Origin of the sequence: Kibdelosporangium phytohabitans (genome assembly GCF_001302585.1) — a bacterium.
GTDB classification, from domain to species: Bacteria; Actinomycetota; Actinomycetes; order Mycobacteriales; family Pseudonocardiaceae; genus Kibdelosporangium; species Kibdelosporangium phytohabitans.
Genome location: NZ_CP012752.1, coordinates 1,083,859 through 1,109,017, shown reverse-complemented (window position 1 = coordinate 1,109,017; position 25,159 = coordinate 1,083,859). Strand labels below are relative to the sequence as shown.

Sequence of the window (25,159 nt, the reverse complement as noted above, 5' to 3'; positions counted from 1 at the left end):
CGGTCACCACCGCGGACCCAACGCCACGCCGCAACTCAGGCTGGGCCGCTGGCTTCGGGTGGGCACGTCATGTCGCATCCTCTGTGCAGCTTGGCATGCAGCACGTGATGGCGTGGCGTGCCCGATTGCCGAGACCGATCAAGTGGCTGCTGGGCAACCCTACCCGCGTCCTCATGCTCGCCTGGCTGGTCGGGATCTTCGTCGTCGGCAGTGTCGACCTGGCGCGAGCGGACGATCTGATCCCCGGCCCCGACCTCACCGGCGGCGGTCCCAAGACTCTGTATGAAACCCACGGTTTCCTGAACTACAAGTTGCCTGTCAAACCAGACGACGATCACTCCGGTTGGTTCGACATCAATGAGACAGTGTTGGAAGTCATCGGTTTCGTCAACAACTTGATCTTGTGGATGGCCCTCGCACCGCTGCGTGGCGGCTTGGTGCTGCTCGAATGGTTTTTGAACCTCACCGTCTACCGCGACTCCGCGGGCCAGATCGACGTTGCCGTCCAACACGTTGCCACGCACGTCTTCTGGCCACTCATCAGCGCTACGGCAGCCGTTGGGGCGTTCATCAGCTACGCGCGTTGGCGCAACGATGGGCGTGGATTCATGGGCGACATGGCGTGGTTGGTGGCCGCGATCGCTTTGGCCATGGCGTTTGCTGCCGGTCCGTCGTCGGTGATGCGCAGTGTGGACTCGGTTCGCCAAGACCTGGCCAGCAACATCATCACGGCCAACACAACCTACATCGGCACCAACGAGAACCCGACTGGCTTCCCGAACCCTCAACTGACTGGCGATCCGCAGCGAGTCGCGAGTCGTCGCCTCGTCGATGGGGTCTGGGGATCATTCGGCGCGGTCCCCTGGTGCATCGCCGCGTTCCGCACCCTCGAGATCTGTAAGAAGGTCGGTCATCACGCGCTGGCCAACGACGACACCTGGCGTCGGATGATGAAGACGCTCGACGACGAGGGCGTGGTCCCGGAATTCGGTGAGCACGCGTCCTTCATCCGGGGACAGGACATGACCCGGACCGGTGTCGTCATCCTGGTCGCACTGATCGCCATACCGATGGCGCTCCTTCTGCTCCGTCTCATCATCGCGGGACTTGTCACCACCAGCGGATTCATGTTGATGCTGGTGATCGGATTGCTGTTCTTAACCTTCTGGCCTATCCCTGGCTGGTTCCGACAAACCGGGCTGCGCTACCTCGCGTACACCGTTGGCTTGCAGTTCCAGTCACTCTTTCTCACCACCGTGATCTCTGGCGTGGCTGTCGTCTCATCCATACTGTCGCTCCTCATTGGACAGTACGGTGTGCTGTTGGTGTCGGTGTTGAACATCGCCCTGCTCATCGCCGCGTCCAAGGTGCGGTCGTGGCTTGAGACCCTGACATCTGTCGGCGGCGCCGGATCAATGGGCTACATGGGCGCGATGCTCGCCAGCGGTGCCGGGCGGTTCGCTGGCCGGTTGGCTGGCCGAGCTGTCGGCACCGGCCTGGGCCTCGCGGCCAAGACAGCCACGGGCGGCGTGGGACGCATCGGTTCCGTCGCTTCGAGCGCCGCCGGTCGTGTACTGAGCAATCTGCGGGCAGAAGGAACGAGCGGCCGACCCCGCTACAAGGAAATCGCGTCGGAGAGCTGGAAAGCAGTGAAGCAGCCCTTCGAGGGAATGGGCCCACCGTCGGCGATCACCCGTCCGTTCGTCACGCTCGGCTCGAAGAGCTGGCGGGCGCTCACGGGGCGAAGCCCGGCTACGCGCGGCGCCTCCGGCGCACCCTCCGGACGCGGTAAGACCTCCGCGGGCCGTCGATCTCGACCAGCGGCAGGTACCGGCAGGCCGGGCGGATCCCGTACGCCCGGTTCCCTCCCCTGGCAACGGAAACTCTCCCCACTGGATTCGTTCCTCCCCCGCAGCGCCACTACTCGTGGCCGAACTCCGCGCGGCACCACACCGACATCCACATCCGTTCCGCCGCGTCGTCAACCACCGCCCCCACCCGGAAAGACCACGCCATGAGCCATGAGCACACCCCGGCATCGGCCGGCGACCACCACGACGAGAGCACCACACCGGACGGACACGCCGAGCCGCAGGACCAGCACGTCGAGCCGGTCAGCGGTCATGCACCGTTCGACGGCGCCCCGGGAACAGCGAACGAACACGTCGTCCCGTCGACGAACGCGGGACCTACCGTGGGCTTGTTCAGCAGGGATCTCGTCGGCCCCGCACCAGGAATGTGGCCATGGGGACGACGGGCTCGCGCTCGACGCGCACGACGCGAAGAGATCCGCCAGCGTGTACGTCAACGACGACAGCGCCTGCGGGAGCGTTTCGACGGACACCTCGTCGAACCAGCCCTACCGCGACACTGGCGTGCACATCCGCGCCCGTCGTCGCGCTGGGTCGCGGCAGGCCTGGTCGTGGTCGTGGTGACCGTCGCGGTCCTAGCTTTCAGGATGGCTAGCAGCTCAGGACGCGATCGTTCCACCGTCAACTCCGATCAGCCAAACTCAGTCGACCTAGCCATATCCTCGGCGTCGTCCGCTCTGGAGGGGCGCGGCACGGCAACACCGCGGCCGACGTCGACACCGACTTCGAACGGAACGACAACCGGCCCTGGACTGCTGCCCTCAAACGGCGTGACGCCGCAGGTCCCGCGCGCGTCCTCCGCACCACCACCCGCTCCCGACGTCCCGCTTGCGGCCGTCCCGACGACCGCGGCCTCCGCGCACGAGCTGTCGACACCGGAGTCGGCCGCCCAAGCGTGGCTGGCGCGGTGGTGCCCGTTCGACTATCGCGCGCCGTTCGGAGAATCCGAACAGCGGGCTCAAACGGCGATGGTTCCTGATGCGTGGACCGCGTGGAACGCGGAGATCAACGACCGGTCACGCCGGTCCTGGGACGCGACCGTCGCTGCACGCGAGAGCGCGCGATGCACCAGCCCCACCGCGGTGATCTCCCCCGAAGCGCCGCGCACGCCGCATGCCGTGATCGTCATCGTCGCCGCCACCCGAGTCGTGAGCTCCACCGGCGCGACGGCCTACGCGGAGACCGTGACAGCTACGCGCGTCGTCCTGCGCGGTGCGGACAACTTGTGGCGCATCGGCGAAGCCACTGAAGGCGGATGAGCCCACACGTCTCACCTGGAGGGATCCCGTGAAGATTGTTGGAGCAGTAGCAGCGGTGTTAGTGATGCTACTAATTCTCGTGGTGAGCATCATGGGCGGCGCGATCGGCTCAGACGAGAACAACACGACACCCGGCTGCGTGGTCAAACCCGATGCAACAACAGCCGATCGTGCGAACGAAATCATCACCGACAACGTGAAACTCAACACAGGACAGGTGTACGCCGCGCGCACGGTTGTCGCTGTCGGCAAGGGAATGAATGTGCGGCACCGCGGAATCGCGATCGCCCTCGCTGTGGCCATGCAGGAATCATCACTCAACCCATTGGCCGTGAACGGACGATCCACCGGCCTATTTCAACAGCAAGGCGAGCTCTATGCCAGTGTGGTCAAAACCGATCCGGTCGAAGCCAGCGCGGCGTTCTATCGCGTCCTGGTCGAACGGGTGTCGAACTACGACGACACCCGACGTGACTTTGCCGATGTCGCACAAATTGTCCAGCGTGCTGGAGCCGGAGCGGAACCCTACCGCCGGTGGGAGAAATGGGCCACGACCCTGGAAGCCGTCCTCTACGACGGCGCGCCACGGCAGGCACCCAACGCCGTCGAGTGCACCCCCGGAGTCGGCGGTCCCGGCGCGGTGAAGGTCCTGCGCCAAGGCCAGACCATCGAGCTGCCCCGCGAGGCCGGACGCCCCGGCGCCAACACGTTGACATTCCCGAATGAGCTCACGGCTAAAGCCGCCGAGGCCGCGTTGAGCCAACTCGGCGTCACCTACGCCTGGGGAGGAGGCAACGCCTCCGGCCCGACCAAGGGAATCCGGGACGGCGGAGAAGGCGACAAACATGGAGACTTCAACAAGGTTGGATTTGACTGCTCCGGGTTGATGATCTACGCGTTCGCGCAAGTAGCAATCACACTTCCGCACTATTCGGGGGCACAGCTGAAAGCGGCACGTACAGTGACGAACTGGGACGACCGAGTGCCCGGTGACCTGCTCTTTTGGGGCGATCCAATCCACCACGTCGCTCTCTATCTTGGCTTCATCAACGGAACGCCGCTCATGGTGGAGGCCCAGAAGTCAGGAACAACGGTGCACGTTACTCCAGTGAGAGTTGACGGAGACTTTCGCCGCAACGCAGTCGGCCGCATGTGGGGATAAAAACTGCCGAAACCGACTGAAAGAATCCATAATATCACCGAACAGCGTGAGCTGTCGAGGTCATTCTAGGGGGAACCGTGTCACGTGGTGTCCATCAGGGTCGAACGCGGTTATTCACGCGCCGGGAACGGCAACGAATCAGCGTCGCTGCCCTTGCCCTGACCTGTGGTCTTGCCGCGGCGGTCGTGGTCGGCGCGGCGGGCGCGTCGTGGTTCGACGGTTCAGGCTGGGTCTGGCCCGCCGTACACGTTCAGATCACCCTTGCCCCTCCAGACGCCACCACCGCTGGGGCGGCCGCCCGGCCGTCGCCGGTAGACGTCACCTGGCCACACGGATCGCCCACCGTGACAGCCATACTGGCCGCACTACTCACTGCCGGTTGGAGCCTCCTCGTCGTCCGGCCGATCCTTCGACCACTGCACCGAGCCGTCAGGTTCGACGGGCTCGCCACCAGGGCCGATATCCGCGGCGCGCTGAGCGCCACCGCGACGCGACGGACCGGCAGATTCACGCGCCCTGGCCTGACCTGGTGGCAGCGCCAGACCAGGCACATGAACGAACTTGGCATCCACATTGGATATCCAGTGGTGCCAGGCGGCAAGCGCCGACTGAACCTCTGGGTTGACTACGAACAACGCATCCGGATCGTGGGCCGACCTGGGTGGGGCAAGACGGCTCGATTGCTCGTGGGGATCACCCGCGCGCTGCCAGGCCCCGCCATCGTGTCCACGATGGAGCCTTCATTGTTCGCGCAAACCGTGCTGGCGCGCCAGTTCCGTCGCCCACGCCTACGATGGGGCTGGTTGTCACTACTACTGCGGCACTGGCTCCCGTCGAAGGAGTTTCCAGTATCCGTCGTCGACTTCTCCCCCGCCGACAACCGATGGGCAGCCGGATTTCCCGCGGTCTGCTGGTCGCCCATCCCCGGATGTGACAACCCTTCGATCGCACGTCGCCGCGCCGAAGCCCTGCTCCATGGTGTGCGCCAAGGCAACACGGGGTCTCAAGACGACAAGTTTTTCCATGACAGTGCAGCCGAGGTGTTGAGTGCGTGGCTTCATGCCGCTGCCCTGGACCACCGCGAAATCGCGGACCTGATCAACTGGCTGGAGAACACCGACGACCCTGTGCCCCGGCGCATCCTGGCCACGCACCCGGCGGCCGACAAGGCCGCGTCCCTGGCCATCGTCACGCACCTGGACAAAGCCGCCGAACGGACAACCAGCGGCGTCAAGCGGTACCTCGTGCTAGCGGTGTCCTCACTGGCCAGTAGAGACGGCCGTGCCCTGATCGGGAATCGGCACAGCGACCGCATCAACCTGGTGGAGCACATCCAGCAATCCGGCACGATCTACGTCCTGGCCGACGAGACCCAGATCGACTCCTGCCGACCGCTTCTGGGATTGTTCATCGACGAGGTGTACGCGGCGGCACAAGCTGTCGCCCTGCGCAGCGGCCGCAAACGCCTGGATGTGCCGTTCGTGGGTATCCACGACGAACTCCGCTACGGGCCGCCGGTGCCACGACTGCCCTATGTGGCCAACACCGGCCGCAAGTTCAATCTGCTGCCGATCTACGCCGTGCAGGGATCCGGCCAGGAAGTGGAAGCCTACGGTGACGAAGCGACGGCACTGCGGGCCGCCGCTGGCGTCACGATCATCGGCGGGCTGGACATCGACAGCGCACCCGAACTGTCCGACCGCGCAGGACTCGTCCCCGTCGTGACCGCCAGCCGAAGCACCGCCGATGCCGGGGAAAGCATCCAGGTACAGAACGTTCTCACCACCGCCGACCAACAACGCCTCAAAGACGGCGAAAGTGTCGTCAGCGTCCGCGGCCTCAGCCCTTTCCTGGCACGCACCGACTCCTATCGCGCCAAGCGACGGCGGCGCCGACGCATCGACGCCGAAGCCGCCCAGGTGCAGCGACGGGTCGACCGTGAAAACCGCCGTACGACCGCATGGCACACCGCCGCCACCGCAGCTGGCGATGCGCTCAGCGGATTCTCTGATCCCACAGGGGGAGATCAATGAACACCATGCCATCACCAGACCTGCAGATCCTACTGAACGAGTACTTCGCCGCAGGCGAGATGTACCCGCGATGGCCCTGGACCTGGTCAGCCATGACACCCGACCAGGCCGCCGCTCTCGACACAGTCGTCGAACGGTGGATCTCGACGTACAACAAGGTGTGGGCCCATACCGAGGCGGAGATTGTCCCGGCGTGTTGGCGGCAGCATCCCGGACTCGCGATTGACACGACCGTGATGACGTGGGGGTACTACTTCGCCCATCACGACCCGCGCGCCACACCACTGGTCGCGGTCCAGTACCACCATCAAGCACTGGTGCACTTCCGCAGCGCGGTTGAGCGGTGGCTCGGCGAGGAACCGCGCAAGTGCCGCACCGGACAACACCCAGACTCTTGGCGCGCCGGACCGGAGTCCCTGATCGACCTGATGAGCGGCAACACCAAGACCGTGCACAACGAACCTCACATGCCACTGCGAGAGTTACATTTCGGATTCGACCACCTTGCGGCAGAACCAGAGCCAGAAGACAAGTAGGCATGCGGACGGATGCACACCGCTCCGAGCCAGAGATGACGCATTACGTCCCTACACACCAATGCAACCAGAACTGTCTGCCCTGTTGCGCACCCTGCCATCGACAAGGAGGTGAGCGACGTGGGACTAGGACACATCATGCGGTAGACGCGTACCCAGGTATGTCTCGCGGACAACGGAAGTTGAGGTGGAGGTTGCGTGAAAGTCAGACACGCCAACGACAACAAGCGTGGAGTTCCACGAGTCAGGGCGCCCATCATGCAATGATGAGTGCCGCGACTCGATCAAGTCAGAACATGCCCTAACCGATCTACCACGTTTCGAACGCTAGATCACAGCTGAGTTTGACCGCACTACGTTGGCACAGAAGAAAAGAGCACTGACATGGCACAGAAAGTAACCGTCCTGCTCGTCGACGACCTGGACGGGACCGAATCCGACGACATCACCACCGTGTCCTTCAGTCTGGACGGTGTGGACTACGCGATTGACCTGGAACCGAACAACGCCGCCAAGCTCCGCAACGAACTGGACCCGTACGTGACGAACGGCCGCCGGACCGGCGGACGCGTCAAACGCGGTGTGTCGGCGAAAGCCGCACCGTCGGCAGTCAACCGAGAGCACACCAAGGCGGTTCGGGACTGGGCCCGCCAGAATGGCTATGAGCTGTCCGACCGGGGCCGCATCCCAGCAAACGTGATCGAGGCGTTCGAGGCAGCTCATGACCGGGGCAATGCACGGAAATAGCGACGGCCGTCCCTGTCCACAGTGGGGCTGCGGTGGCACGTACTGCAGGCGCAACATGCCTCCCTCGCCCTCGGTCCCTCGGCGCACGGCGGCGATACAGGTCCTCTACGGAATTGGCGGCGGAGCGTCAGACGGATCGAGCGAGGGGCGTCGTCGAGTGCGGCGACGATAGCCGTAGGCACTGCGCCCGGGTGTTCGATCCTGCCACGGGGGATCACCCGTTCGAGTTCGTAGCGGGATGCAGTACAACGAACGCTTCGATAGCCACGATGGGAGCATGCGGTGGAACTATGTGCGGTGGTGTCGTTGTCCGTCCGCGAGTCATGCGCGATGGGCGACAGAAAGATGTTGTTCAGTCGCCGAGTGCCGACACCACTGCACATGGCAGTTCTCCTGAGGCTGAGCGGCAACGCAGGATCTACCGCCAAGCTGACCAGCGAACTCGCCGACGAGTTCGCCGAATTGGGCTGGTGCACACCAGAGGAATACGTCAGCACGACTCACGACCTGATCAGCGGTGGTCTCGCCGACGAGGTCCCTTTGCGAGTGAATCCGTTGCTTCATACCGACAGCGACTGTCAGCGGTGTGCCGCGCATCAGCAACTCTACGAGCAGGCACGCCGCGAGTACGACAGAGCGATGGCGCGGTGGACAGCAGGCGTATCCGCCTATCCCTATGCCCCGTCCACGGCCACGTTGCACCTGCGGGACTGCGTACACACGGCAGGGGCACCGGCGGCGATCGAGCCCACACTGCGTAAGTTCGCGCACAGCCACGACTACCCCGAAGACCGTCTGGTCCTCGGCGGCGATGACGACGCCGAGCCCGAGCGGGAGGAGGACTACCCCGGTAGCCAGTGGTGGGATCGACCCTATGGACCAGCACCGGACTACGGGCTACGAGCTCTCAGCAGCGGCACATGCTTGTCGGTCCGTGAAGCTCGCGCGTGGTCCACGACAGCCAACGGGCGTCCCCGCAACGCGCGGCGCTGCAAGACCTGCCGACCCATCGATCCTTTCCTGCTCGATACCGCCGACACCACGGTGCTGTATCGCGCCAAGACCCACCCCGTTGAGTTGATCACCGTAGAGGCCGATGACGGAGAGGGCGTCATTCTCGTGCAGCAGCTCGCCGCTCCTCCCGGATCGGCATTCGGCTGGGGAAGCGCATCTGCCGATGATCGCTACCGTACGGCCGTGCACGTGCTGACCAATGCTACGTTGGCCAGAGCTACCGAGTCGGCCACGCTGCCCTACGCCGAATTCGCCAGCACTTTCCCCGGCATGACCTCCGACTCCGCACTGAGCATCTCCCGGACAGAGGTTCGCGCATGGCTGCGCGACTGGTATGACGATCACCCCACACACCCTGCACCAGCGGCACTTGCAGTGCTGCTCGATCATGATCTCGCGTTCCGCCCTGATCCTGGCCGATTGTCCACATCGATGGGCTTGAGCTGACGACCCGGGCAAGGCGTATTGCGTGATTGTGCCTTGATCGTGTATCGGCACCTCCCGTCTCCACTTCGATGGACCGGCCCCGGTCTTGCGCCACACCGCCGATCTCGCCTCAGAAACCTGTTGCCGAACAACAACACGAGAACAACCATGTCCATGTCGAAACACGATGATCGATAGATTGAGGGGGCACGAGTGGACGAGACCGGGAAGTACACACCGGACGTGACACCGATCGACGGTGTAAGCGCCGACCTTGTCGATCTGGGCCTGCGATACTGGGCGCTGACGGGCTTCGATGACCATGACACACCGTTATGGGCTGAGGCGGTCAAGAAGATCGACACGCACGGACGCGGTCCAGCGAACATCGTCGCGGCCGCGTCGGCGCGGGCGGTGCTCCCGAACGTCCTCTGCCCGGACTGCGGAGAGCCACTGCGATTGGCCTCCCGAACAAGCTTGGAGACGGTCATCGCCAACGGGGCAACCCGTTGCGCGGATTGCGATCCGCAGCTACGCAAGCGCGTGGCCGCCGTGCTGTCACCGGAGAACGAGGCAGCCCGCCAGGAGCGTCTGGCCCAGAAGCGGCGCCGGGATGCGGCACAGCAAGAACGCGCCGCGTTGCAACAGGCGACTGCGCACTGGCGCACCAGTCAACAGCAGGCTCTGTCCGCGGCGTTCCCAGACCAGCTCACCGCCGAGCCGGATCTTCCCCAAGCCACCGTTGATGTCGAACTCGCGGTCTTGACATTGCTTCGGTTCGCTGACGGCACGACCCCCTTGCCGCCCCTCCATGACTGGCAACATCCGCTCCCATTCCACGCCGGTGACGAGCCTGTGCCCGAGTGGCTCAACAAGGCACGCGGGGTCGGATTGCTGATGCCCGACGCCAGCAGCGATCCCCTCGCGTTCGACTGGGATCCGAGTGACTTCGGCGCAGTGTGGCAGGCAGCCCACGGGGATCCGGCCAATCTGCCGACGCCAACACTGGCGGATCGCTACTTCCCACTAGCGGTTCGCTGGCGTATTCCTTCGCAGCACCCTCAGCCTGCCGCAGTCGAGCATTTGGACGCATACCTGGCAGAGCGGCTGCGACCGGTGTCACTGACCGCACCACGCCAGGAACATCTACTCCTCGTCGCCTTCGACGTGTTGGCGTTGGAAGCCATCCGGTTCTTCAATCGGGAACTGGCACGACATCACTTGCCGGAGGTGATGGACAACCACGCACCGCGACTTCGTGACGCGGTTGACCGGCTCGTGGCCGAGTTCTCGTTGGGATCCGCCTACTACCTGGCATGGCGAGCAACGCAACGCGCCGCCTCCGCAGCCCAAGCGACCCCGCACGCTCCACTACGGAACATGACCACCTACGCGGTCAACTCCTTCGAGCGCGACGTACACCGCGCACTGGCCGACCCGAGCGTCATATCCAAGCCGTTCGATGAAAATCCCCACCACCCATTGGCCGCGACCACCCGAACCCTGTTCTACGAAGTGCTCGGCCTCGACCCGATGCACACCAGTCTCAGTCAAGCACGGCAAGCGATGCCCACTCCGGCAGCAGGTCACACAGACAATGAAGGCCGCGGACATCAGGATGAAACCGGGACCTTGGTCGAGTTCACCGGCCGGAAGCAATCGGAGGTTGTCCTCCTAGCCGGTCTGTACCTCTCGCACCTGGAGGAAGAGCATGGCCTACATTTCGCGGTGCGGTCGACACACTGGGACACGCGCGAGGTCACCGCGCACGGCAGGTACATGTTCTCGCTGGTACTCGACGGCGTCTCCGTCGACCAGTTGCCCAACGAGGGGGCTGCGGGCAGACCGCGTGCAATGAATCCGAGGGCCGTCGAAACCGCTGTCGAGGCAGGCGCCGGCCTGGATCGATCGTCGTGATCGGCCGCAAACGATGCCCTTCTACTGCTCTGTCAAGAAACTCCTCGCGGCGTCTACTCGCAACGTGATCTGTCCGATGTGGTCGAGCACTCAAGGTACGCACCTGTGAGCTGATGCCTCCAGGTAACCGCTCGAACCGAGCAACGACCATGACCAGATACCACGTTGTTGATGCCGCTTCCATCACGCCAGGGGACGACGAGTAATGCCCGCCAGGGGCAACTCGGCCTGCGTGATCCGTGAACCGGACACCTTTTCTGACCCTTGGCTACGGGCTGAGGCCCGATATGGAGAGCGGCGGTGTGCCGCGCCGCTCCTCCTGGTGTCCATCGGGGACAGTCGCTGAATGGCCCGTGTCCAGCGACGTTTGCGTTCGGCCAAGAGCAAGGACGGCTTGATCATTCGATTGAGTGTCCACCGTTCGAGGGGTTTCGATTTCTCAAGATCGTTGACTCGCTCGTACACTCCCGCCTGCTTTGGATGTCGAACATCAACCGTCTGCCGGAACTTAGTTCGGGACGACGGGCTCGATCTCGCGGGAGAAAATGGTATGGCGCACTCGGTTCCCTCGTGGCTGCGGCGGTGGATGGTGAACGGCGAGGTCGCTCAACAAGGCTTCAACGAAGTGGTTCGGCGACTCGACACTGGTGAACTCACTCCGAAGGATCTGCGTGCCCTCTTGCTGGTGCGTCTGACCGGAGAGGCGGGTGGCGCGGTCCGGCAGCGCGTTTTGGATCATGTGCGTGCTCGCCCGTATCTCGCGATCAGCATCTTGTCCGTACATTCTCACTTGATGAAGCTGCCGCTGGCGAAGGTGGATGTTCGCCTTGTCGTTACACGGGGCGGATCGGCGTTCCAGGGACACGCAGTAATTGATCTCGAGGATGGCCCGCTCGCCGGTGAGGGGTGCATCGCAGCGTCCAAGCCTGCGGCCCGTCACGCCGCGTGCCTGAGCCTGCTTGACCGGTTGATCGGTGGCGGGCTGACAGCGGCCGGGTCAGAACCTGTTTCTCCTGAACAGGCTGCACCATCAGTGGATCCTGCCGCGCTGGACGATGGTGGCATCGGGCCTGCGAGCACGTGGGCGTCGATGAGTCCCACAGCGTTCCTGGCCACGCTGACCGAGGCCGCTGAACATCGCGATCCCGATGCACACCTGGTGCGCCATGCCCTGGCGCGGGCCCGCGCGGGCCTGTTGGATCCCAAGCAGCTGGCGGTCGTGTTGTTTCGAGCGCGCTCAGCAGCGTGGGACTACGTGCGGCAGGAGGGCATACGTGCGGCGACCAGGATCACCTCGATGTGCTCAGACCTGCTCAACCAGTACAGCTCACTGACTGGTGTGCCCACCGGCGAGTACGTCGACGGCGACGGACCAGCAGCAACGAAAGTGGCCTCGGTCAGCCTCATCGTGGACGGACAGCTGCGAACATTCGGCCCCTGCCGAGCAGTGGGGAAGGCAGCTGCCCGTCACGCGGTACGCCTGCGCGCGGTCGCCGAACTCGCCGGTCTGCAACCTCCCGACCAGTGGCTGGACGCAGCAGGAACGGGCGACGTGTGGCTGGCAGTGACCGGAGTGGCCACGGCGGTCTCGGTACTGGACACTGCCCAATCACGACAGTGGATCACTTCCCTGCGCTGGCGCGAAGGGAAAAGCGATACAGGATCACCCAAGGCGCACGTGACCTGCAAGCACCGCGGAAGTACGGTCAGTGCCACCGCGGAGGGCGGCAATACCAAACAAGCCCGCCAATCCGCGGCGGCGGCACTCATCCTCGTGCTGAATGACCGTGCGCGGACCACGATCACCGCATCACCGGTCACCGTGCCCGCACCGGCCGATCACGAACAGCCGCTCGTACAACCAGAGATCAGTCGCCCAACCACACCATCACCCGACACAGCGCCCCTGGGCTCATACTCCTCGCCTGCCGCCGATCCACCGACCGCCCTCGTCGCACCAGTCGTGGCCCGCACGACCGGCGGGCCCGACTACCTGACCACCAGGACAGCGCTGCCGGGCCTCGACCGTGACACGGTCCGAGCAGAGATGGACCGCGGGACGTACATCGTCTTCGACACGCTCGCCCCCGCCGCCGAGGCCGGACTGCTCTGCGCGCTGTGGGACAACTCACGGCCCGCCGGTGCCGAGGTGACGGTGCAGCGTACTCTCGTCGGTCAGCAGGGAGAGTCCTTCACGTTCCGATGCGGGCGCATCGGCACTGGCGATGCCATCGCACTGCTGGCCATGCCGCCGCAGGACGAGTGGAGTCCGTCCGCTCGTGTCTGGGCGCGCGTCGTGCGTCTGGCCTTGAGCGCAATCGCTCAGAACGGCATCAGAACTGCACTGGCCGACACAGCCGACCGAGGGACGCGGTACCCGACGTGGCGCGTCGGGCAGCTCGACACCGGCCAGCTGCAGGTGGTCAACGACCTCGCCACGGAACTGGAATCGTCGCCATACGTGGCCGGCCAATGGATCAACGGCGACAACATACGCGAATCGATTGATCTGGTCCGAGCCGTACGAGGGATGATCGACGCCGTCGCTGACTACCTGGTGACGTCCTCCGGCCATCGGTACATGCATGGTCCCGTCCCGTTCACCGGCGCCGCCTATGTGACCGACGCCGATCGCATCGTCACGCTACAGCGCTGGGTCGACGACGCCGATAGCGACGAACCCGCTGAGCAGCAGCCGTCGCTGCAGTTGACCATCAAGCCGCCGCAGCCAGACTCCACCGTGCTGGAGACGACCTTGCAGCTGTGCCGGATCCCGGGCAGCGCCGACACCGCGGTCGATGCCGACGACGTGTGGTGGGAGGGCGTGGTCCTGACCGGTTTCCCCCACGGACCGGACCTCCGAGAGCACGTGCGCAAACGTCTCCGGCTGGCTGGGCGCACGGTGCCGTCGCTCGAGGCTTTGGGCGCGGACCCCTATCCGGCTCGCTGCTGGATCAGCGCCGAGGATGCCGCAGCTCTGCGCGGTAGCGCGGCGGACATCCTCGCCGAGATGGGTATCGAGGTGAGCTGGGACAAGGAGTGGGCCGACGCGCTGGCGGTCGAGGCCGTGGTGGGGCCTGCGCTGCCCACCGGGCCGGTGACTGGCCGGCTGGGGCTGGGCGAGCTGTTCGATCGGCGCTGGCGCATCACCGCGGACGGCCAGATTCTGGATCCAGCCGAACTCGACCGGCTTCGACGGGCAGAGCTTCCGTGGATCATGCGGAAGAACCGCTGGGTCCTGATCGACGACGTGACCCGCGAGTGCTTGGCCCAGCCCACGGTGACCTCGATCCCGCGGGCACAGGGAATGCTCGGCGTGCTCGATGGCTGGGTGACGATCAAGGGACGCGTCTACGCCTGCAAACCCGCCGACGGAATCGCGGCCCTGATCGCTGACCTGCGCACCACCGACTACACCGGGGCTGTCCGGCAGGTGGACGCGGAATGCTCCATCACCCTGCTGCCGCACCAGTCCCGGGCCGTGGCGTGGATGATCCGGATGAGTCTGGCAGGGTTCGGGTGCCTGCTCGCCGACGATATGGGACTGGGCAAAACCATCAGCGCGCTGGCGTTCCACCAGTCACGACGACGAGCCGGAGCGAACCAGCCCACGCTGGTGGTCTGTCTCAGCGGCAAGTTGATCAAACAGTGGGACACTGAGATAGCCCGGCACCTCGGCTCACCGGTCACCGTGTTCTGGGACCAGGAACGCAGCCTAGGCGGGTTGACCGCGGACACGATCGTCCTGACCACCTACGGCACGCTCCAAAGAAGCATTGACCAGCTCAGCGCCGTCCACTGGGGCGTGGTGATCGCGGACGAGGCACAGCGGACCAAGAACGGCGCTACCGGGGCGGCGCAGTGGATCCGCGCGCTGCCCTCGGTCATGCGGGTAGCTCTGACCGGAACTCCCCTGGAGAACCAGCCCGATGAGCTGCGCACGATCCTGGACTGGTGCAATCCCGGATTGTTCGGGACGCCGGCCGAGTTCAAGGCCCAGTTCGTGCGGCCGATCACCGATGCCGACAACGAGCGTCATGCGGAGCAGGCACGTCAGCGGATCCACCGCGTCCTGCGACCGTTCCTGCTGCGCAGGCTGAAAGATGATCCCGCGCTGGGCTTGGACCTGCCAGGCAAACACGAAACCACGCATGTCGCGCACCTCGCTGATCGACAGCGCGGCATGCTGGAGGCGTTGACCGCGGACGATGTGGAACAAATGGAGCGCAATCCGAACAGCCCGGTCATCGGCAGGCTCGCCAAAAGAGTCATCCACCAGCAACGCAAGATCACCAACAGCCCCCTGCAGTACGACGCGGTCGATCTGGAGGAAAAGGGCCTGGAGCCGTGCGACCTGGAGCCCAACGCTCCGAAGCTGACCGTGCTGCGCCGCCTGGTTGAACGCGTGCGTGGCACCGACGAACGTGTGTTGGTGTTCACCTACTACGTGTATGCCGCCAAGATGGTCAACTACTACCTGAACAGACTGGGGTACACCAGCTCCCTGTATATCGGAGATGTCGGCAAAACCGACCGCGAAGACCGCATCGAGGCATTTACCAACGGCAATACGCAGATCCTGGTCGCGACCGTCACCACTGCGGGCGTCGGCCTGGACCTCAGCCGCGCCAACCACGTGATCCACTTCGAGCGACACTGGAACCCCGCCATCGAGGCGCAAGCGAACGACCGCGCCTACCGGATCGGCCAAAACCGAACCGTCCACATCCACTATCTGGTGACCCGCTACAGCATCGAGGACCGGATCGCCGCCCTGCTGGCCAACAAACGCGACCAGAGCGCGCTGTATCTGCCCGGCGGTGAGTTCGATTTCACCAAGCTCACCGGCACCGAACTCGTCAACCTCGTCAAACTGAGGACATCATGACCGTCACCCCGCGCCCGGATGGCGCACGGATCCCCTTCGCCGAACGAGAACTACCCGACACACCGCTCGGAATCCTGCCGTCCAACGTCTTGGTCGCCATCGCCGGCGACGCCGCTCGGCGCGCCGCCGCGCTACTGGACAGCCACGGATCTGAGTTGCACGACGACGTCGTCGACTTGGTCCGGTTGATCCAGGAATCCCGGTGCGACGCCAGCACCGCGGCAGCAGCGGCCGAGCGAGCCGGCCTCAGCAGCGCCGCGTTGAGCCGCCTGCGGGTGGCGTACACCTTCGCAGGACTGGAAGGCGTCCACACCGCCCACTGTGCTCATGATCCAGTTCCGGGCCTGATGGACACGGCGATCGAGATGATCCGCCGACAGCACAACACACCTGAGGACACCCTCACCGTCGCGCGGAACCATCTCACCGTTCCGGGACTGGGGATTCAGATCCGGCTAAGCGTGAACGCGCAATGGTTCCCCTACACCTCCTCGGGGCAAGGATGGGCGCCCGCGCGAGGACAGTTCTCCAGTCCGGTGGACGCTTATGAGGCAGCGTTGGGCGCTCGCCGGGCGCGGCTTCGGTAGGCGATAGCTGTCTTTGACCGCCACTGCGGCGGTCGCGAGATGCGGTGGCGGTGTGGCTGGCTGTGGCTGACAGCCGAGGGGCACTGCCCTGCTGCCAAGTATGTCCACCGCGTAACCAGCACACTCTGCTGGTGCCTAGCGGGGCGCCTGGTGCGCGGCAGCCGTGCCCGGTCAGTATGCATGCCACGGAACTTCGTTCCCGGTTGATGGGGAATGGACTGGTGTCGATCATGGAGAGGAGCCCGCTGAGGCGCGGCGGCACATAGAAGGGTGTGCAGTTCGGGTTGATGATCAGCATCTCGGTCCACCGGGTTGCCCATCACTGCCTCGGCCCGCCACCACAGGCGGATGAGCGGCGTCCTCGGGCTCCGGCCAGCTCGCCATGGGACCACCGCCGCACTGGACGGTAGTCGGAACTCGCACCGACCTCCACCCACGCAGTATGATGCTGTGAGAACGCTCTGCCGCGACGGTCACGAGCTACCCCGGCGTCATCATCAGCTGCACAGCCCGACAGCGGCGAGGAAGGCATCACCGTCCCCTGCCACACCACAACCAAAGCAGTGGAACGTGCCGTAGAAGAGTCTCACGCGGAAAGCACTGGAGCCGCACACCGGACACGTCCCGCGCCACGCTCCCGGCCCGGCAGGCACGAGCGACGTGTATCGGCCCACCAGGTCGACGATGTCGCGCGATTCGGGCGAGCCCGGAGGAGGTGGGGCCATGACTACCACAAAGTCACAGTAGCCTCGGAGAAAGACGCCCGCCGGGGCGGCCGCTGCGCTGTCTGCGTCACGCTGTACTGCGACGGCGAGGATGAGGTCGTTGCGGTCTCTTCGTCTGCCTCGCACTGGTGTAGATACTGAGGTCCTGGTCGCAGTCCGTAGGGTTTGCGGAGACCGGCCAGCCAGCCGCTGGTGTGCAGCTTCAGCAACGCTACCCGGGTAACGGTGTGGGGCCGCCCGTAGTCACGAGACCAGCCGTGTGCGGTGGCCAGCGCTGCCCAGCTGGGTCCATGTCCATGTTCAGTGCGGAAATTCTCGACCCACGCTGCCAGTTGTGCCTCTCGACCGGTGATCAACCCGGCGGCCTCCATGGTTATCGACACGCCGGACGTGGAGGCGCGTGCCGCAGCGGCGCGGGATCGGCGTGATGGCTTGTCTGGGTCCGGAATGGCCGGAGGCGGAGCGGGCACGAGCGGAAGAATCGGTCCAGCGAGACAAGCTTCGAGTCCTGCGGTGCCGAAACGGCACTCGGTCAGCCAGCCGATATCAATCAGAGTCTGCGTGGCGGTCGCGAGGTCGGCTTGCCCGCCGAGTGCGCAGGCGGCAAGCAGGAATGCGGGGTCGATCAGGATCGATCCGTTCGAGTCCGCATGTGCGGTGATGTAGAGGGCCGTAATGCGCACGGAGTTGGGCTTCTTGCGCAACAGTTTGTTCGCCAACAGGCGGGTAGTCCAGCCGGAGGCGCGGCTGCGATTGTGTTTGCTGACAGACCAGGGGTTCACCGGGTCACTGAAGGCGGATACCGTACAGGCCGCTGGCGTCGCTGGGTCGGCGGACAGCACGACCTCGGGGATGGCAACCAACCAGCCACTGGCGGTCAGCGCCGAGATCGTGGCATGTGGATCAGCGACCCGCAGTCCGGTGACGTCCTGCGCGACGAGGTTAGCCGTGCCGGATCGCACTGCCCGAAGAAGACACATCAAGGCCAGCAACCGCGCGTCCGGATCGGTGCCGGGCTGCTCTACCCTGAGGTGGTCGAAGGAGCGACGCACGAGACCGGCCTGGTGCGCAGTCAACACCGGGTCAGGTTTGCGAGTCACTGCCTTCTCAGACGGCCCGGGCGCTGAACACGATGATGGGGTCGCGTCACTGACAGGAGCCTTGGGCCGCCACGTCGGTGGCCTGTTTACGACGCCCGCCGCATGACAGACGGCGCAGGACAACGCTCGCACCAGATCCGCCCTCCTATACCGCTTGCTGACGGTCGGGGCACTTGGCTGTTCGTGTATGGCAGACGGCGTCAGCGGTGCTCCTGTCGCATTCATGTGCGGCATGCCAGCACGGCCCTGACATAGGGCAGCATCCGACACCACGTCAAGACAGCAAGATCACCCGAACGGATGGCCCCCAGCAAGGAACACCACCCCTCATCTAGCTCGTCACGCGGATTCGACAACGGGCCAGCGAGGTCGCGCGTTTGCGGAGCCGTCGCTACCGTCCCGTTCCAGCGGCCGGATAGTCCGGTCACCCCTTCCACGACGCTGGCGCTGTTCACGCGTGATGAGCGTTGAGCCACGTTGTCCAGCGTCCGGGTCATTGTCGGTCGTGAAAGAAATCCCTTGAGGCGTCCGGTTTTTGCAGTTGCGGTGGTCGTATTCAGGGCTGACGCGGGTGGTGATGGCCGGGTCACACAGCCTCCAGAACGCGTGCAGCCGAAGGTAGGCGAGCGACGTCGCTCCCGGTCGCCGCGCCGGACCGGACTTGGATCTCGATATCAGCATCGTCGCGTCCGGCCCGGTGGTGGCGGACCTGATGCGCAACACCGACGATAACTGCGGCACCAGTTGCCAGAGCGCCTGTTCCAACAGCACCTGCGGCTGAGTCACATGCGACGCTGACCGGCGACACAGGTTCGATGATCCTTTCGCAGCGGCGGGAATCTAGCGTACTGCCCCGCCGCGCAACAGCGCCCAGGCGATGACTAGGAGGATTGCGTCCGGACTACGGAGACAGATCGCGTCCAGCCGGACCCATGTTGGCGTCACAACTGGATTTCTGCCGTGCAGGTCGTCGCCTACGACACGAGTGTAAGGCGTAATGATCATGACCTGACTCGCAAGAGATCAGCGTAGGGCTGGTTGTCGAATTCAGCAGAGACAGCGATCTGGCCGCTGGTAGCCAGCAACCATGTGTGATCCATACAGGACTGCTGGACACACACCAGGCAAGCGATCTGCAGGATGTTGGCGGTTTCGACAATCCGGCAGTTACCGGTCGCGAGGACATGGCGGCCGCTCGGACACCGGGCAGGCACGACAACTTGGGTACCATGCGCGGTCGTCCGGTAGCGCGCGGGTCCGTGCGGGGTTGCAGGATTGCCTGTACCTATCGCGAGCGTCGTCACGAGGACCTACCGTAGCCTTTCTCGAACATATGGTCGAGACTGGTTGGCGTGTCGCGAGGCACCCGCTGGCACACGGGCGTGTCGAGCTGTGACTGAGATCGAAAACTGTGTCGGGTAGCGGGGAGCCATTGCTGGATCCCCGCTACCAGACCACGGGCGTGTCTGGCGAGGAGTCCCCGATGATGGCTTGTGACAACGTCCGCCGAGACGGTGTCGGCGGGCTGCGTGACGATCGCGACGCCTGGAGGTCCGCTGCCACCTGCTCACCCAGCGCGGTCCCACTGACCAATCAAGGATCGGATTCTGGTACGCCCTCGGACAGCGGTCTCACCGAGCGTCGCTTTACGCGCCGAGCAACGTGTAAGCGGCCCCCTACTGGCATTGCTGCTGGTAGGGGGCCGTTTCGCCCGGTGAAAGACGAGTGCCCTCGGCAGGATTTGAACCTGCGACACCGGCTTCAGGAGAGCCGTGCTCTATCCGCTGAGCTACGGAGGCGTTCGTGCCTATCTTAGCAGCGGCTGGAACGTCTTCCGTCGACGACGGTGGCATGTGGCCATCACCGTCGTGGTAGCCGACGATCGATCAGAGAGCTGCGTGTCGAGCGCGCAAAACACAGCCTCACAGTGCTCACTACCGGAGTTGAACCAGTCCGACAGGAGCGAGTACCAGGCCCGGTTCATTGCGCAAGTGGCGAGGTTGTTCACCAAGTTGGAAGTCGATCTCCCTCGGTGCTGACGGCGGTGGCAGCGATTCTTCGGGTCGAGGCTGTGGGCTGCGGACACCTCGGGGTGAGGTTGCGTATCGGAAACGGGTGGACCGGCCTGGAGCGCGAATCGTCCGGCGCTCGCGCGCTCGAACGACGTCAGGAGGATCCCCGCGGAGGCGCTGCTCGTATCGGAGGTCGTGTAGGTATTGGGCCAGTCGGTCCTGCTGGTCAGTCGCCACTGCCCAGCCCTCGCACGTTGCCGGTCCGGAATCACGCCAGGAACGAACGGCGTTGCGGCCGCCGTGCCCTAGACGGTCAGCAACGACCCGCACGCAGCCGAAAATCGCCCCGACCGAACACGCGATACCTGACCACCCGCGGTCAATGGCGATTCGTCGTCGCTTCCGGCGACCACTTCCTCCCCCGCCTCGCCGACTACATCGAGCTGCACGTTCTGGCCTGCGAAACCCACGAAGTGTCCGCTCGGCTGGAGTCCGTGGCCGTCGCCGTGCGCCGCCTGCCCAAACCCACCGGCAATACTCCTCCGTTATGGTCGGAGCTCTTATGAGCCGGGATGACGAGATCCAGTTGCTCACGTGCAACGTCCAGCGAGCGACGTCGGTTAGGTCAGCTCACGGGCCTGCGGAGCAGTGGGTCCGCACAGCTGTGCCGACCGGCACCAGCCGGTGTGCGGACCCGGTCTGTGTGCGGGCGGGTCCGCACATGATCCGCACAGCCCAGGCGGTCAGCGGTCCAGGGGTGGTAGTTGGCTCTGCACGAGGATGTTCACGGCAGACGTTTTGGCCGTGCAGTGAACCATCAGACTGGCTTGAGGGCTCGGTTGATGCGGGCGTTGAGCTCTCGAACTGCGGGGATCGTGCGATGGCGGCGGCCAGCGATACGCAACTGTCGCAGCGCCTCGAACACCCGGTCGGAGCGGATCGGGCCCACGTCGTCGAGGGCGCTGTGGCCGAGTGTGGCCGCGTGGTGCGGGTCGTCGCGGGCCATGGTGAGGTGGGCCAGATTGGCGACGGCCAGGGTCTTGCCGCGTGAGTGTTGCTGCGGGAACCGGTCCACGGCCGTGGCGAGGTGTGCCTGGGCGGCGGTGTGGTCGCCGCCGTTGACCGCGAGGTGCAACAGCGCGCGGCCCAGGTCGCGTTCGAGGTGCGCGGGCCCGTAGTAGGCGATCCAGTCCGGCTCGTCCCCGCCGCTGCGGGCGAAAGCGTCTTGCGCGTGGCCGGTGGCGGTGAGGCAGTCAGTCTCGCGGTGAGGTCCGGCGAGGCCGAGCGCGCGGGCGTGGCGGGTGTGCATGACCGCTGTGACGACCGGGGTGAGCCGGTCGGCGCGGACCAGCGCGGTTTCGGCGTAGCTGAGCGCGTCGTCCGGTCGTCCTTGGTGCACGGCCAGGTTGGCCAGCCCCGAGAGGGCTTTGCCGCGCATCGCCCAGTCCCCGGCTTCGGTCGCGGCGCCGACCGCGAAGCGAAAGCAGCGTTCGGCCTGGGCAAGTGCGCCCGCGTCGAAGCACATGCCGCCCGCGATGTCGGCCAGGTCGGCCACGGCGGAAAACAACCCCTGGCGGACCTTCTCAGCGGCGAAGCGCCCGTGGAGCAGCTGCGCGGAGATGTTGAGCTGAGTGACCACGGCGTCTGCGGACAGGCCGCTGCCGAACAGGTGGTCTTGGCTGGCGAACATGCGCGCCAGGTGACGCATCTGGTCAACGTCTGCCTGCCCGACTCGGCGCGGTGTACCCGGGTCGGCGACGGCGGCGACGGCGCCGAGGGGGTCGCTGAACGCCATTCCGGCGACCGAGCCTGCCAGCACCCGCAGAAAAGCTTTGCGTTCCACGTCGTCACCTCCATCGGGAACCGGTCGGGCCGAATCCACGGTAGCGGCTCGGGACCGGGTACTGAAGAAGCCCAAATCGGAGTCGGACCGCCGGTGCAGCACCAGTCGCAGCGCGGTTCGGTACTGCCGGTTGGGCCAGTGGTGGACGCCGCGTTCGAGTTTGCCTATGTAGTCGGCGTCCATCGCGCCGGGAGTGCCAGTCGCCTGCTCGACCTGAGTGTTCGCGAACTCCGCGAGCTGTCCCTGGGTCATGCCCGCGGCTTCGCGGGCAGCCCTCAGCAGGTCGTTCGGTTCGCCGGACACACCCCATCCCTCCGCGACAACTCGATTGCTTAGCGTAGCTCTCTTCCTGGGATTTCGCGGACACGAGCCGTGAATCCTCCGGCCAATCCTCCGGGCTGGCCCCAGCCGTTCCTCCGGGGCCGGCCAGTCTTGATCTCCGTATTCGGCTCGGTTCCCGACGCGACCGTCTGCGGCCAGGCTCGATGGCAGGGCACCTGGTGCCGGTGCGAGACCAACCGAACAACTTCCCCCGGGTTCTGCCCCCAGCGGGGCAGTGCACGTGAATTCGGTCGGCCCCGATCGTCCCCGGCACCGGGCGCCTCCCACTGTCGACGGGCTGGAGGGGCTGCCGTGGACAACTCGAGGAAATCAATCACCGAGGCCGACGCGGTGCAGCAGTATCCCGAACTGGCGCCGTTGGTGGGCGTCCGCGACGCGGGCTGGGTGTGTCGGCCGCTGTATGACCAGCACGACCAGCTCTTGGGGCTTGCTGGTAGCCGGTCAGTGCGTCAGTACACCGACGCGATCTATCTGTTCGACCGCACCCACGCCATTACCGCCCGAGTCCGGGCCGGCGCGTATGGCGGCGGATGTGTCTGGGTACGTGACGGCAACGACATCGCCGAGGTCGTCACCGACCTGTTCACGCTGCCTGCCCCGGACTCGCCAGGCGCTCCGAGCCTGGTGATCAAGCCAAACCCGCTGTGGACACCGTGATATGCGGGATGCACGTCCGTGGGCAGACATGACGGCCACCACGACGAGGCGATCGCCGCGACCGAACTGCTGGCCCGCGCCGCCGAGGAAGGGTGTGCCCTGCACTTGAACTGGTCGACCCGAGACACCGACCCACGCGGCCTGGCCGCCATCGACACGGACTGGCCCACCGGCGTCCTGCCCAGGATCGACAACGCCATGCCGGACCCCCACACCACCGACACCGCTGCGACTGAAGTGCTTCGACGCACACCGCGCAGCATCCCGAAGCCGCTGCGGCCGGTGCGCATCGAGCGCGACCCCGACCTGCTCAAACGGGTCCGCGACGGCCTGCGACGGCTGACGTAGCCCACTCGCCCGAACCGAATTGTCGGAGTGCTCCGGCACACTGCGAGATCGCTACACCGAGAGGACAGGAAGACCAAAGAATGTTTCCGCCCAAGGGAAACACCATGCAGAGCCCAGCGAACGCCCGCCCGCCGCAGACCACCCGGACGTAGCGACAGACCCCTGAAACCCGACCCGAGGAGAACTGGAAGAGTGACCGAGTGAACACACTCCGAGACGACAGCGTCAGCGACACGACCAGCACACCCGAGGAACTCCGCGCGGCGATGGTCGCCGAGATGCGCAATCAGGGCGACTTCACGACCAGCGAAGTCGAGGCCGTGTTCGCCCGCGTGCCCCGGCACCTGTTCGCCCCGAACGAGACGCCTGAGGCCGCCTATCGGCGTGACGACATCGTCGAACGCAAGCGCGACGCCCACGGCATGGTGACCAGTTCGGTGTCGGCGCCCTGGTTGCAGGCCACGATGCTGGAGCAGGCCGAGTTGCGGCCCGGGATGCGGGTGCTGGAGATCGGCTCCGGCGGCTACAACGCCGCGCTGATCGCCGAACTGGTCGGCGAGACCGGGCAGGTCACCACCTTGGACATCGACGCCGAGATCGTCGAGCGCTCCCGCCGCTGCCTGGACGAGGCCGGATACCCGCAGGTCGTGGTGGTTCTGGGCGACGGTGAGCACGGCGCGGCCGAACGCGGCCCGTTCGACCGGATCATCGTCACCGCCGGGGCCTGGGACATTCCCCCGGCCTGGATCGACCAGCTCGCCGCAGACGGCAGGATCGTTGTTCCCCTGCGGGTCCGTGGTCTGGAACGCTCCTTCGTCCTGGCCCGCGACGGCGATCACCTGGTGAGCACCGGGCACCGGCTGTGCGGGTTCGTCGCGATGCAGGGCGAAGGCGCGAACCAGGAGCGGCTGACCCTGTTGCGCGGCGAGGAAGTCGCCCTGCGCATTGACGGCGAGACCCCGACTGATCCCGACGGCCTGGGCGCCAGCCTGGACATGCCGAGGGTCGAGGTGTGGTCCGGTGTCGAGGTCGGCGGGTTCGAGGAGTTCCACGAGATGGACCTGTGGCTGGCCACCAAGGCCGACCACTTTGGACTACTGGTCGCGCAGCAGTCCGCGCGTGACAGCGGTTTGGTGGCCCCAGGAACCCGGATGGGTGCCAAGACCATCATCGATGGCGCCACCTTCGCCTACCGCACCACCCGGCCTACCTCCGAGGAGCGCACCAGCTTCGAGTTCGGCGTTTATGCCCACGGCCCGGACGCGCAACGCCTGGCCGAGGACTACGCCAACCTCGTCCGTGTCTGGGACCGCGACCACCGTTACGGCCCCGGTGCCCACATCGAGGTCTGGCCCGCCAACTCCCCGGCAACCGGCCTTCCGCACGGCCGCGTGATCGGCAAGAGGCACACCCGTGTCTCGATCTCCTGGCCTCAGGGCGCCGTGTCCTGACCGCCAGATCCCAGAAACCCAACCTTGGAAAGGAAGTGGGCATGACCGCGCAGATCGACACCCCCAACGGTTCGGCGTTCGACCTGGACCTGACCATCGTCGAATCCGGGCCGGTGATCCCGGTGCTGATGGGCAACACTGACGACAACTGCGGTGTCTCCTGCCAGAGCGCCTGCTCCAACAGCAACTGCGAGTAGCCCTATCCCGTGGCCGGTGACGGGCACCAGTGTGGGTCCGTCAC

At 65.4% G+C, this 25,159-nt stretch carries 18 protein-coding genes and 1 tRNA gene; 15 read left to right on the top strand and 4 right to left on the bottom strand.

Going from position 1 to position 25,159, the window contains the following annotated elements; translation table 11 throughout:
• Positions 1–95 precede the first annotated feature (95 nt).
• The 10 genes from AOZ06_RS05035 to AOZ06_RS04985 all read left to right on the top strand — a co-directional run bounded on the left by AOZ06_RS05035 (position 96) and on the right by AOZ06_RS04985 (position 16,440).
• Entirely contained in the window at positions 96–2,018 is a 1,923-nt protein-coding gene (locus AOZ06_RS05035) for a hypothetical protein (RefSeq protein ID WP_054288348.1), read from the top strand.
• 623 nt (positions 2,019–2,641) lie between these two features.
• A complete protein-coding gene (locus tag AOZ06_RS05030; protein ID WP_054288347.1) occupies positions 2,642–3,130 on the top strand; it encodes a hypothetical protein in 489 nt (162 codons plus the stop codon).
• Between the two features lie 28 nt (positions 3,131–3,158).
• Positions 3,159–4,292 carry an NlpC/P60 family protein gene (locus AOZ06_RS61535; protein ID WP_269465380.1) on the top strand — a complete coding sequence of 378 codons (1,134 nt, stop codon included), beginning with the start codon at positions 3,159–3,161 and terminating at the stop codon, positions 4,290–4,292.
• 344 nt (positions 4,293–4,636) lie between these two features.
• A complete protein-coding gene (locus AOZ06_RS53500; protein WP_157232833.1) occupies positions 4,637–6,325 on the top strand; it encodes a type IV secretory system conjugative DNA transfer family protein in 1,689 nt (562 codons plus the stop codon).
• Positions 6,322–6,861: a hypothetical protein gene (locus AOZ06_RS05015; RefSeq protein ID WP_054288344.1), complete on the top strand. Its 540-nt coding sequence runs from the start codon at positions 6,322–6,324 to the stop codon at positions 6,859–6,861. The genes AOZ06_RS53500 and AOZ06_RS05015 overlap by 4 nt, the downstream gene beginning before the upstream one ends.
• A 384-nt stretch (positions 6,862–7,245) precedes the next feature.
• Positions 7,246–7,608: a histone-like nucleoid-structuring protein Lsr2 gene (locus AOZ06_RS05010; RefSeq protein WP_054288343.1), complete on the top strand. Its 363-nt coding sequence runs from the start codon at positions 7,246–7,248 to the stop codon at positions 7,606–7,608.
• Positions 7,609–7,989: 381 nt separating this feature from the next.
• The gene (locus AOZ06_RS05005; RefSeq protein ID WP_157232832.1) at positions 7,990–9,069 is read left to right on the top strand and encodes a hypothetical protein; all 1,080 of its coding nucleotides are present in this window, start codon (positions 7,990–7,992) and stop codon (positions 9,067–9,069) included.
• 192 nt (positions 9,070–9,261) lie between these two features.
• Positions 9,262–10,965 (top strand): hypothetical protein, encoded by a 1,704-nt coding sequence (locus tag AOZ06_RS05000; protein WP_054288341.1) that lies wholly within the window; start codon positions 9,262–9,264, stop codon positions 10,963–10,965.
• Between the two features lie 589 nt (positions 10,966–11,554).
• Positions 11,555–15,853, top strand: coding sequence for a DEAD/DEAH box helicase (locus AOZ06_RS04990; RefSeq protein ID WP_169798860.1), 4,299 nt, complete (start codon positions 11,555–11,557; stop codon positions 15,851–15,853).
• Positions 15,850–16,440: a hypothetical protein gene (locus tag AOZ06_RS04985; RefSeq protein ID WP_054288338.1), complete on the top strand. Its 591-nt coding sequence runs from the start codon at positions 15,850–15,852 to the stop codon at positions 16,438–16,440. The genes AOZ06_RS04990 and AOZ06_RS04985 overlap by 4 nt, the downstream gene beginning before the upstream one ends.
• Before the next feature lie 497 nt (positions 16,441–16,937).
• Here AOZ06_RS04985 and AOZ06_RS61920 read toward each other — a convergent pair whose 3' ends face one another.
• Together AOZ06_RS61920 and AOZ06_RS04980 are read right to left on the bottom strand one after the other, a co-directional pair.
• The gene (locus AOZ06_RS61920) at positions 16,938–17,165 is read right to left on the bottom strand and encodes a CHC2 zinc finger domain-containing protein (RefSeq protein WP_083471517.1); all 228 of its coding nucleotides are present in this window, start codon (positions 17,163–17,165) and stop codon (positions 16,938–16,940) included.
• A 2-nt stretch (positions 17,166–17,167) separates the two neighbouring features.
• Positions 17,168–18,265 (bottom strand): hypothetical protein, encoded by a 1,098-nt coding sequence (locus AOZ06_RS04980; protein WP_157232831.1) that lies wholly within the window; start codon positions 18,263–18,265, stop codon positions 17,168–17,170.
• Between the two features lie 661 nt (positions 18,266–18,926).
• Between AOZ06_RS04980 and AOZ06_RS53490 the strand changes: the two genes are divergently transcribed.
• On the top strand, positions 18,927–19,046 hold the full coding sequence (locus tag AOZ06_RS53490) for an FxLD family lanthipeptide (RefSeq protein WP_083471516.1): 120 nt from the start codon (positions 18,927–18,929) through the stop codon (positions 19,044–19,046).
• A gap of 945 nt (positions 19,047–19,991) precedes the next feature.
• On the opposite strand, the gene AOZ06_RS04975 is transcribed toward AOZ06_RS53490, so the two are convergent.
• Positions 19,992–20,064 (bottom strand) — tRNA-Arg (locus AOZ06_RS04975).
• Positions 20,065–21,094: 1,030 nt separating this feature from the next.
• Positions 21,095–22,423, bottom strand: a complete 1,329-nt coding sequence (locus AOZ06_RS04965; protein ID WP_054288335.1) for a helix-turn-helix domain-containing protein — start codon at positions 22,421–22,423, stop codon at positions 21,095–21,097.
• 330 nt (positions 22,424–22,753) lie between these two features.
• Here AOZ06_RS04965 and AOZ06_RS04960 point away from each other — a divergent pair, with 330 nt between their 5' ends.
• The 4 genes from AOZ06_RS04960 to AOZ06_RS53485 all read left to right on the top strand — a co-directional run bounded on the left by AOZ06_RS04960 (position 22,754) and on the right by AOZ06_RS53485 (position 25,115).
• On the top strand, positions 22,754–23,119 hold the full coding sequence (locus AOZ06_RS04960; protein WP_054288334.1) for a hypothetical protein: 366 nt from the start codon (positions 22,754–22,756) through the stop codon (positions 23,117–23,119).
• An 18-nt stretch (positions 23,120–23,137) separates the two neighbouring features.
• The gene (locus AOZ06_RS04955; protein ID WP_054288333.1) at positions 23,138–23,467 is read left to right on the top strand and encodes a hypothetical protein; all 330 of its coding nucleotides are present in this window, start codon (positions 23,138–23,140) and stop codon (positions 23,465–23,467) included.
• A 200-nt stretch (positions 23,468–23,667) separates the two neighbouring features.
• Positions 23,668–24,918, top strand: coding sequence for a methyltransferase, FxLD system (fxlM, locus tag AOZ06_RS04950; RefSeq protein WP_083471515.1), 1,251 nt, complete (start codon positions 23,668–23,670; stop codon positions 24,916–24,918).
• A gap of 41 nt (positions 24,919–24,959) precedes the next feature.
• On the top strand, positions 24,960–25,115 hold the full coding sequence (locus AOZ06_RS53485; protein ID WP_083472557.1) for an FxLD family lanthipeptide: 156 nt from the start codon (positions 24,960–24,962) through the stop codon (positions 25,113–25,115).
• Positions 25,116–25,159: the final 44 nt, after the last annotated feature.

What these genes read in the sequence shown, in the direction of transcription:
- AOZ06_RS05010 (WP_054288343.1), top strand. Translation starts at nt 7,246, where the DNA reads ATGGCACAGAAAGTAACCGTCCTGCTCGTCGACGACCTGGACGGGACC.
- AOZ06_RS05015 (WP_054288344.1), top strand. Translation starts at nt 6,322, where the DNA reads ATGAACACCATGCCATCACCAGACCTGCAGATCCTACTGAACGAGTAC.
- AOZ06_RS05035 (WP_054288348.1), top strand. Translation starts at nt 96, where the DNA reads ATGCAGCACGTGATGGCGTGGCGTGCCCGATTGCCGAGACCGATCAAG.
- AOZ06_RS05005 (WP_157232832.1), top strand. Translation starts at nt 7,990, where the DNA reads ATGGCAGTTCTCCTGAGGCTGAGCGGCAACGCAGGATCTACCGCCAAG.
- AOZ06_RS53485 (WP_083472557.1), top strand. Translation starts at nt 24,960, where the DNA reads ATGACCGCGCAGATCGACACCCCCAACGGTTCGGCGTTCGACCTGGAC.
- AOZ06_RS61920 (WP_083471517.1), bottom strand. Translation starts at nt 17,165, where the DNA reads ATGGCCCCACCTCCTCCGGGCTCGCCCGAATCGCGCGACATCGTCGAC.
- AOZ06_RS04985 (WP_054288338.1), top strand. Translation starts at nt 15,850, where the DNA reads ATGACCGTCACCCCGCGCCCGGATGGCGCACGGATCCCCTTCGCCGAA.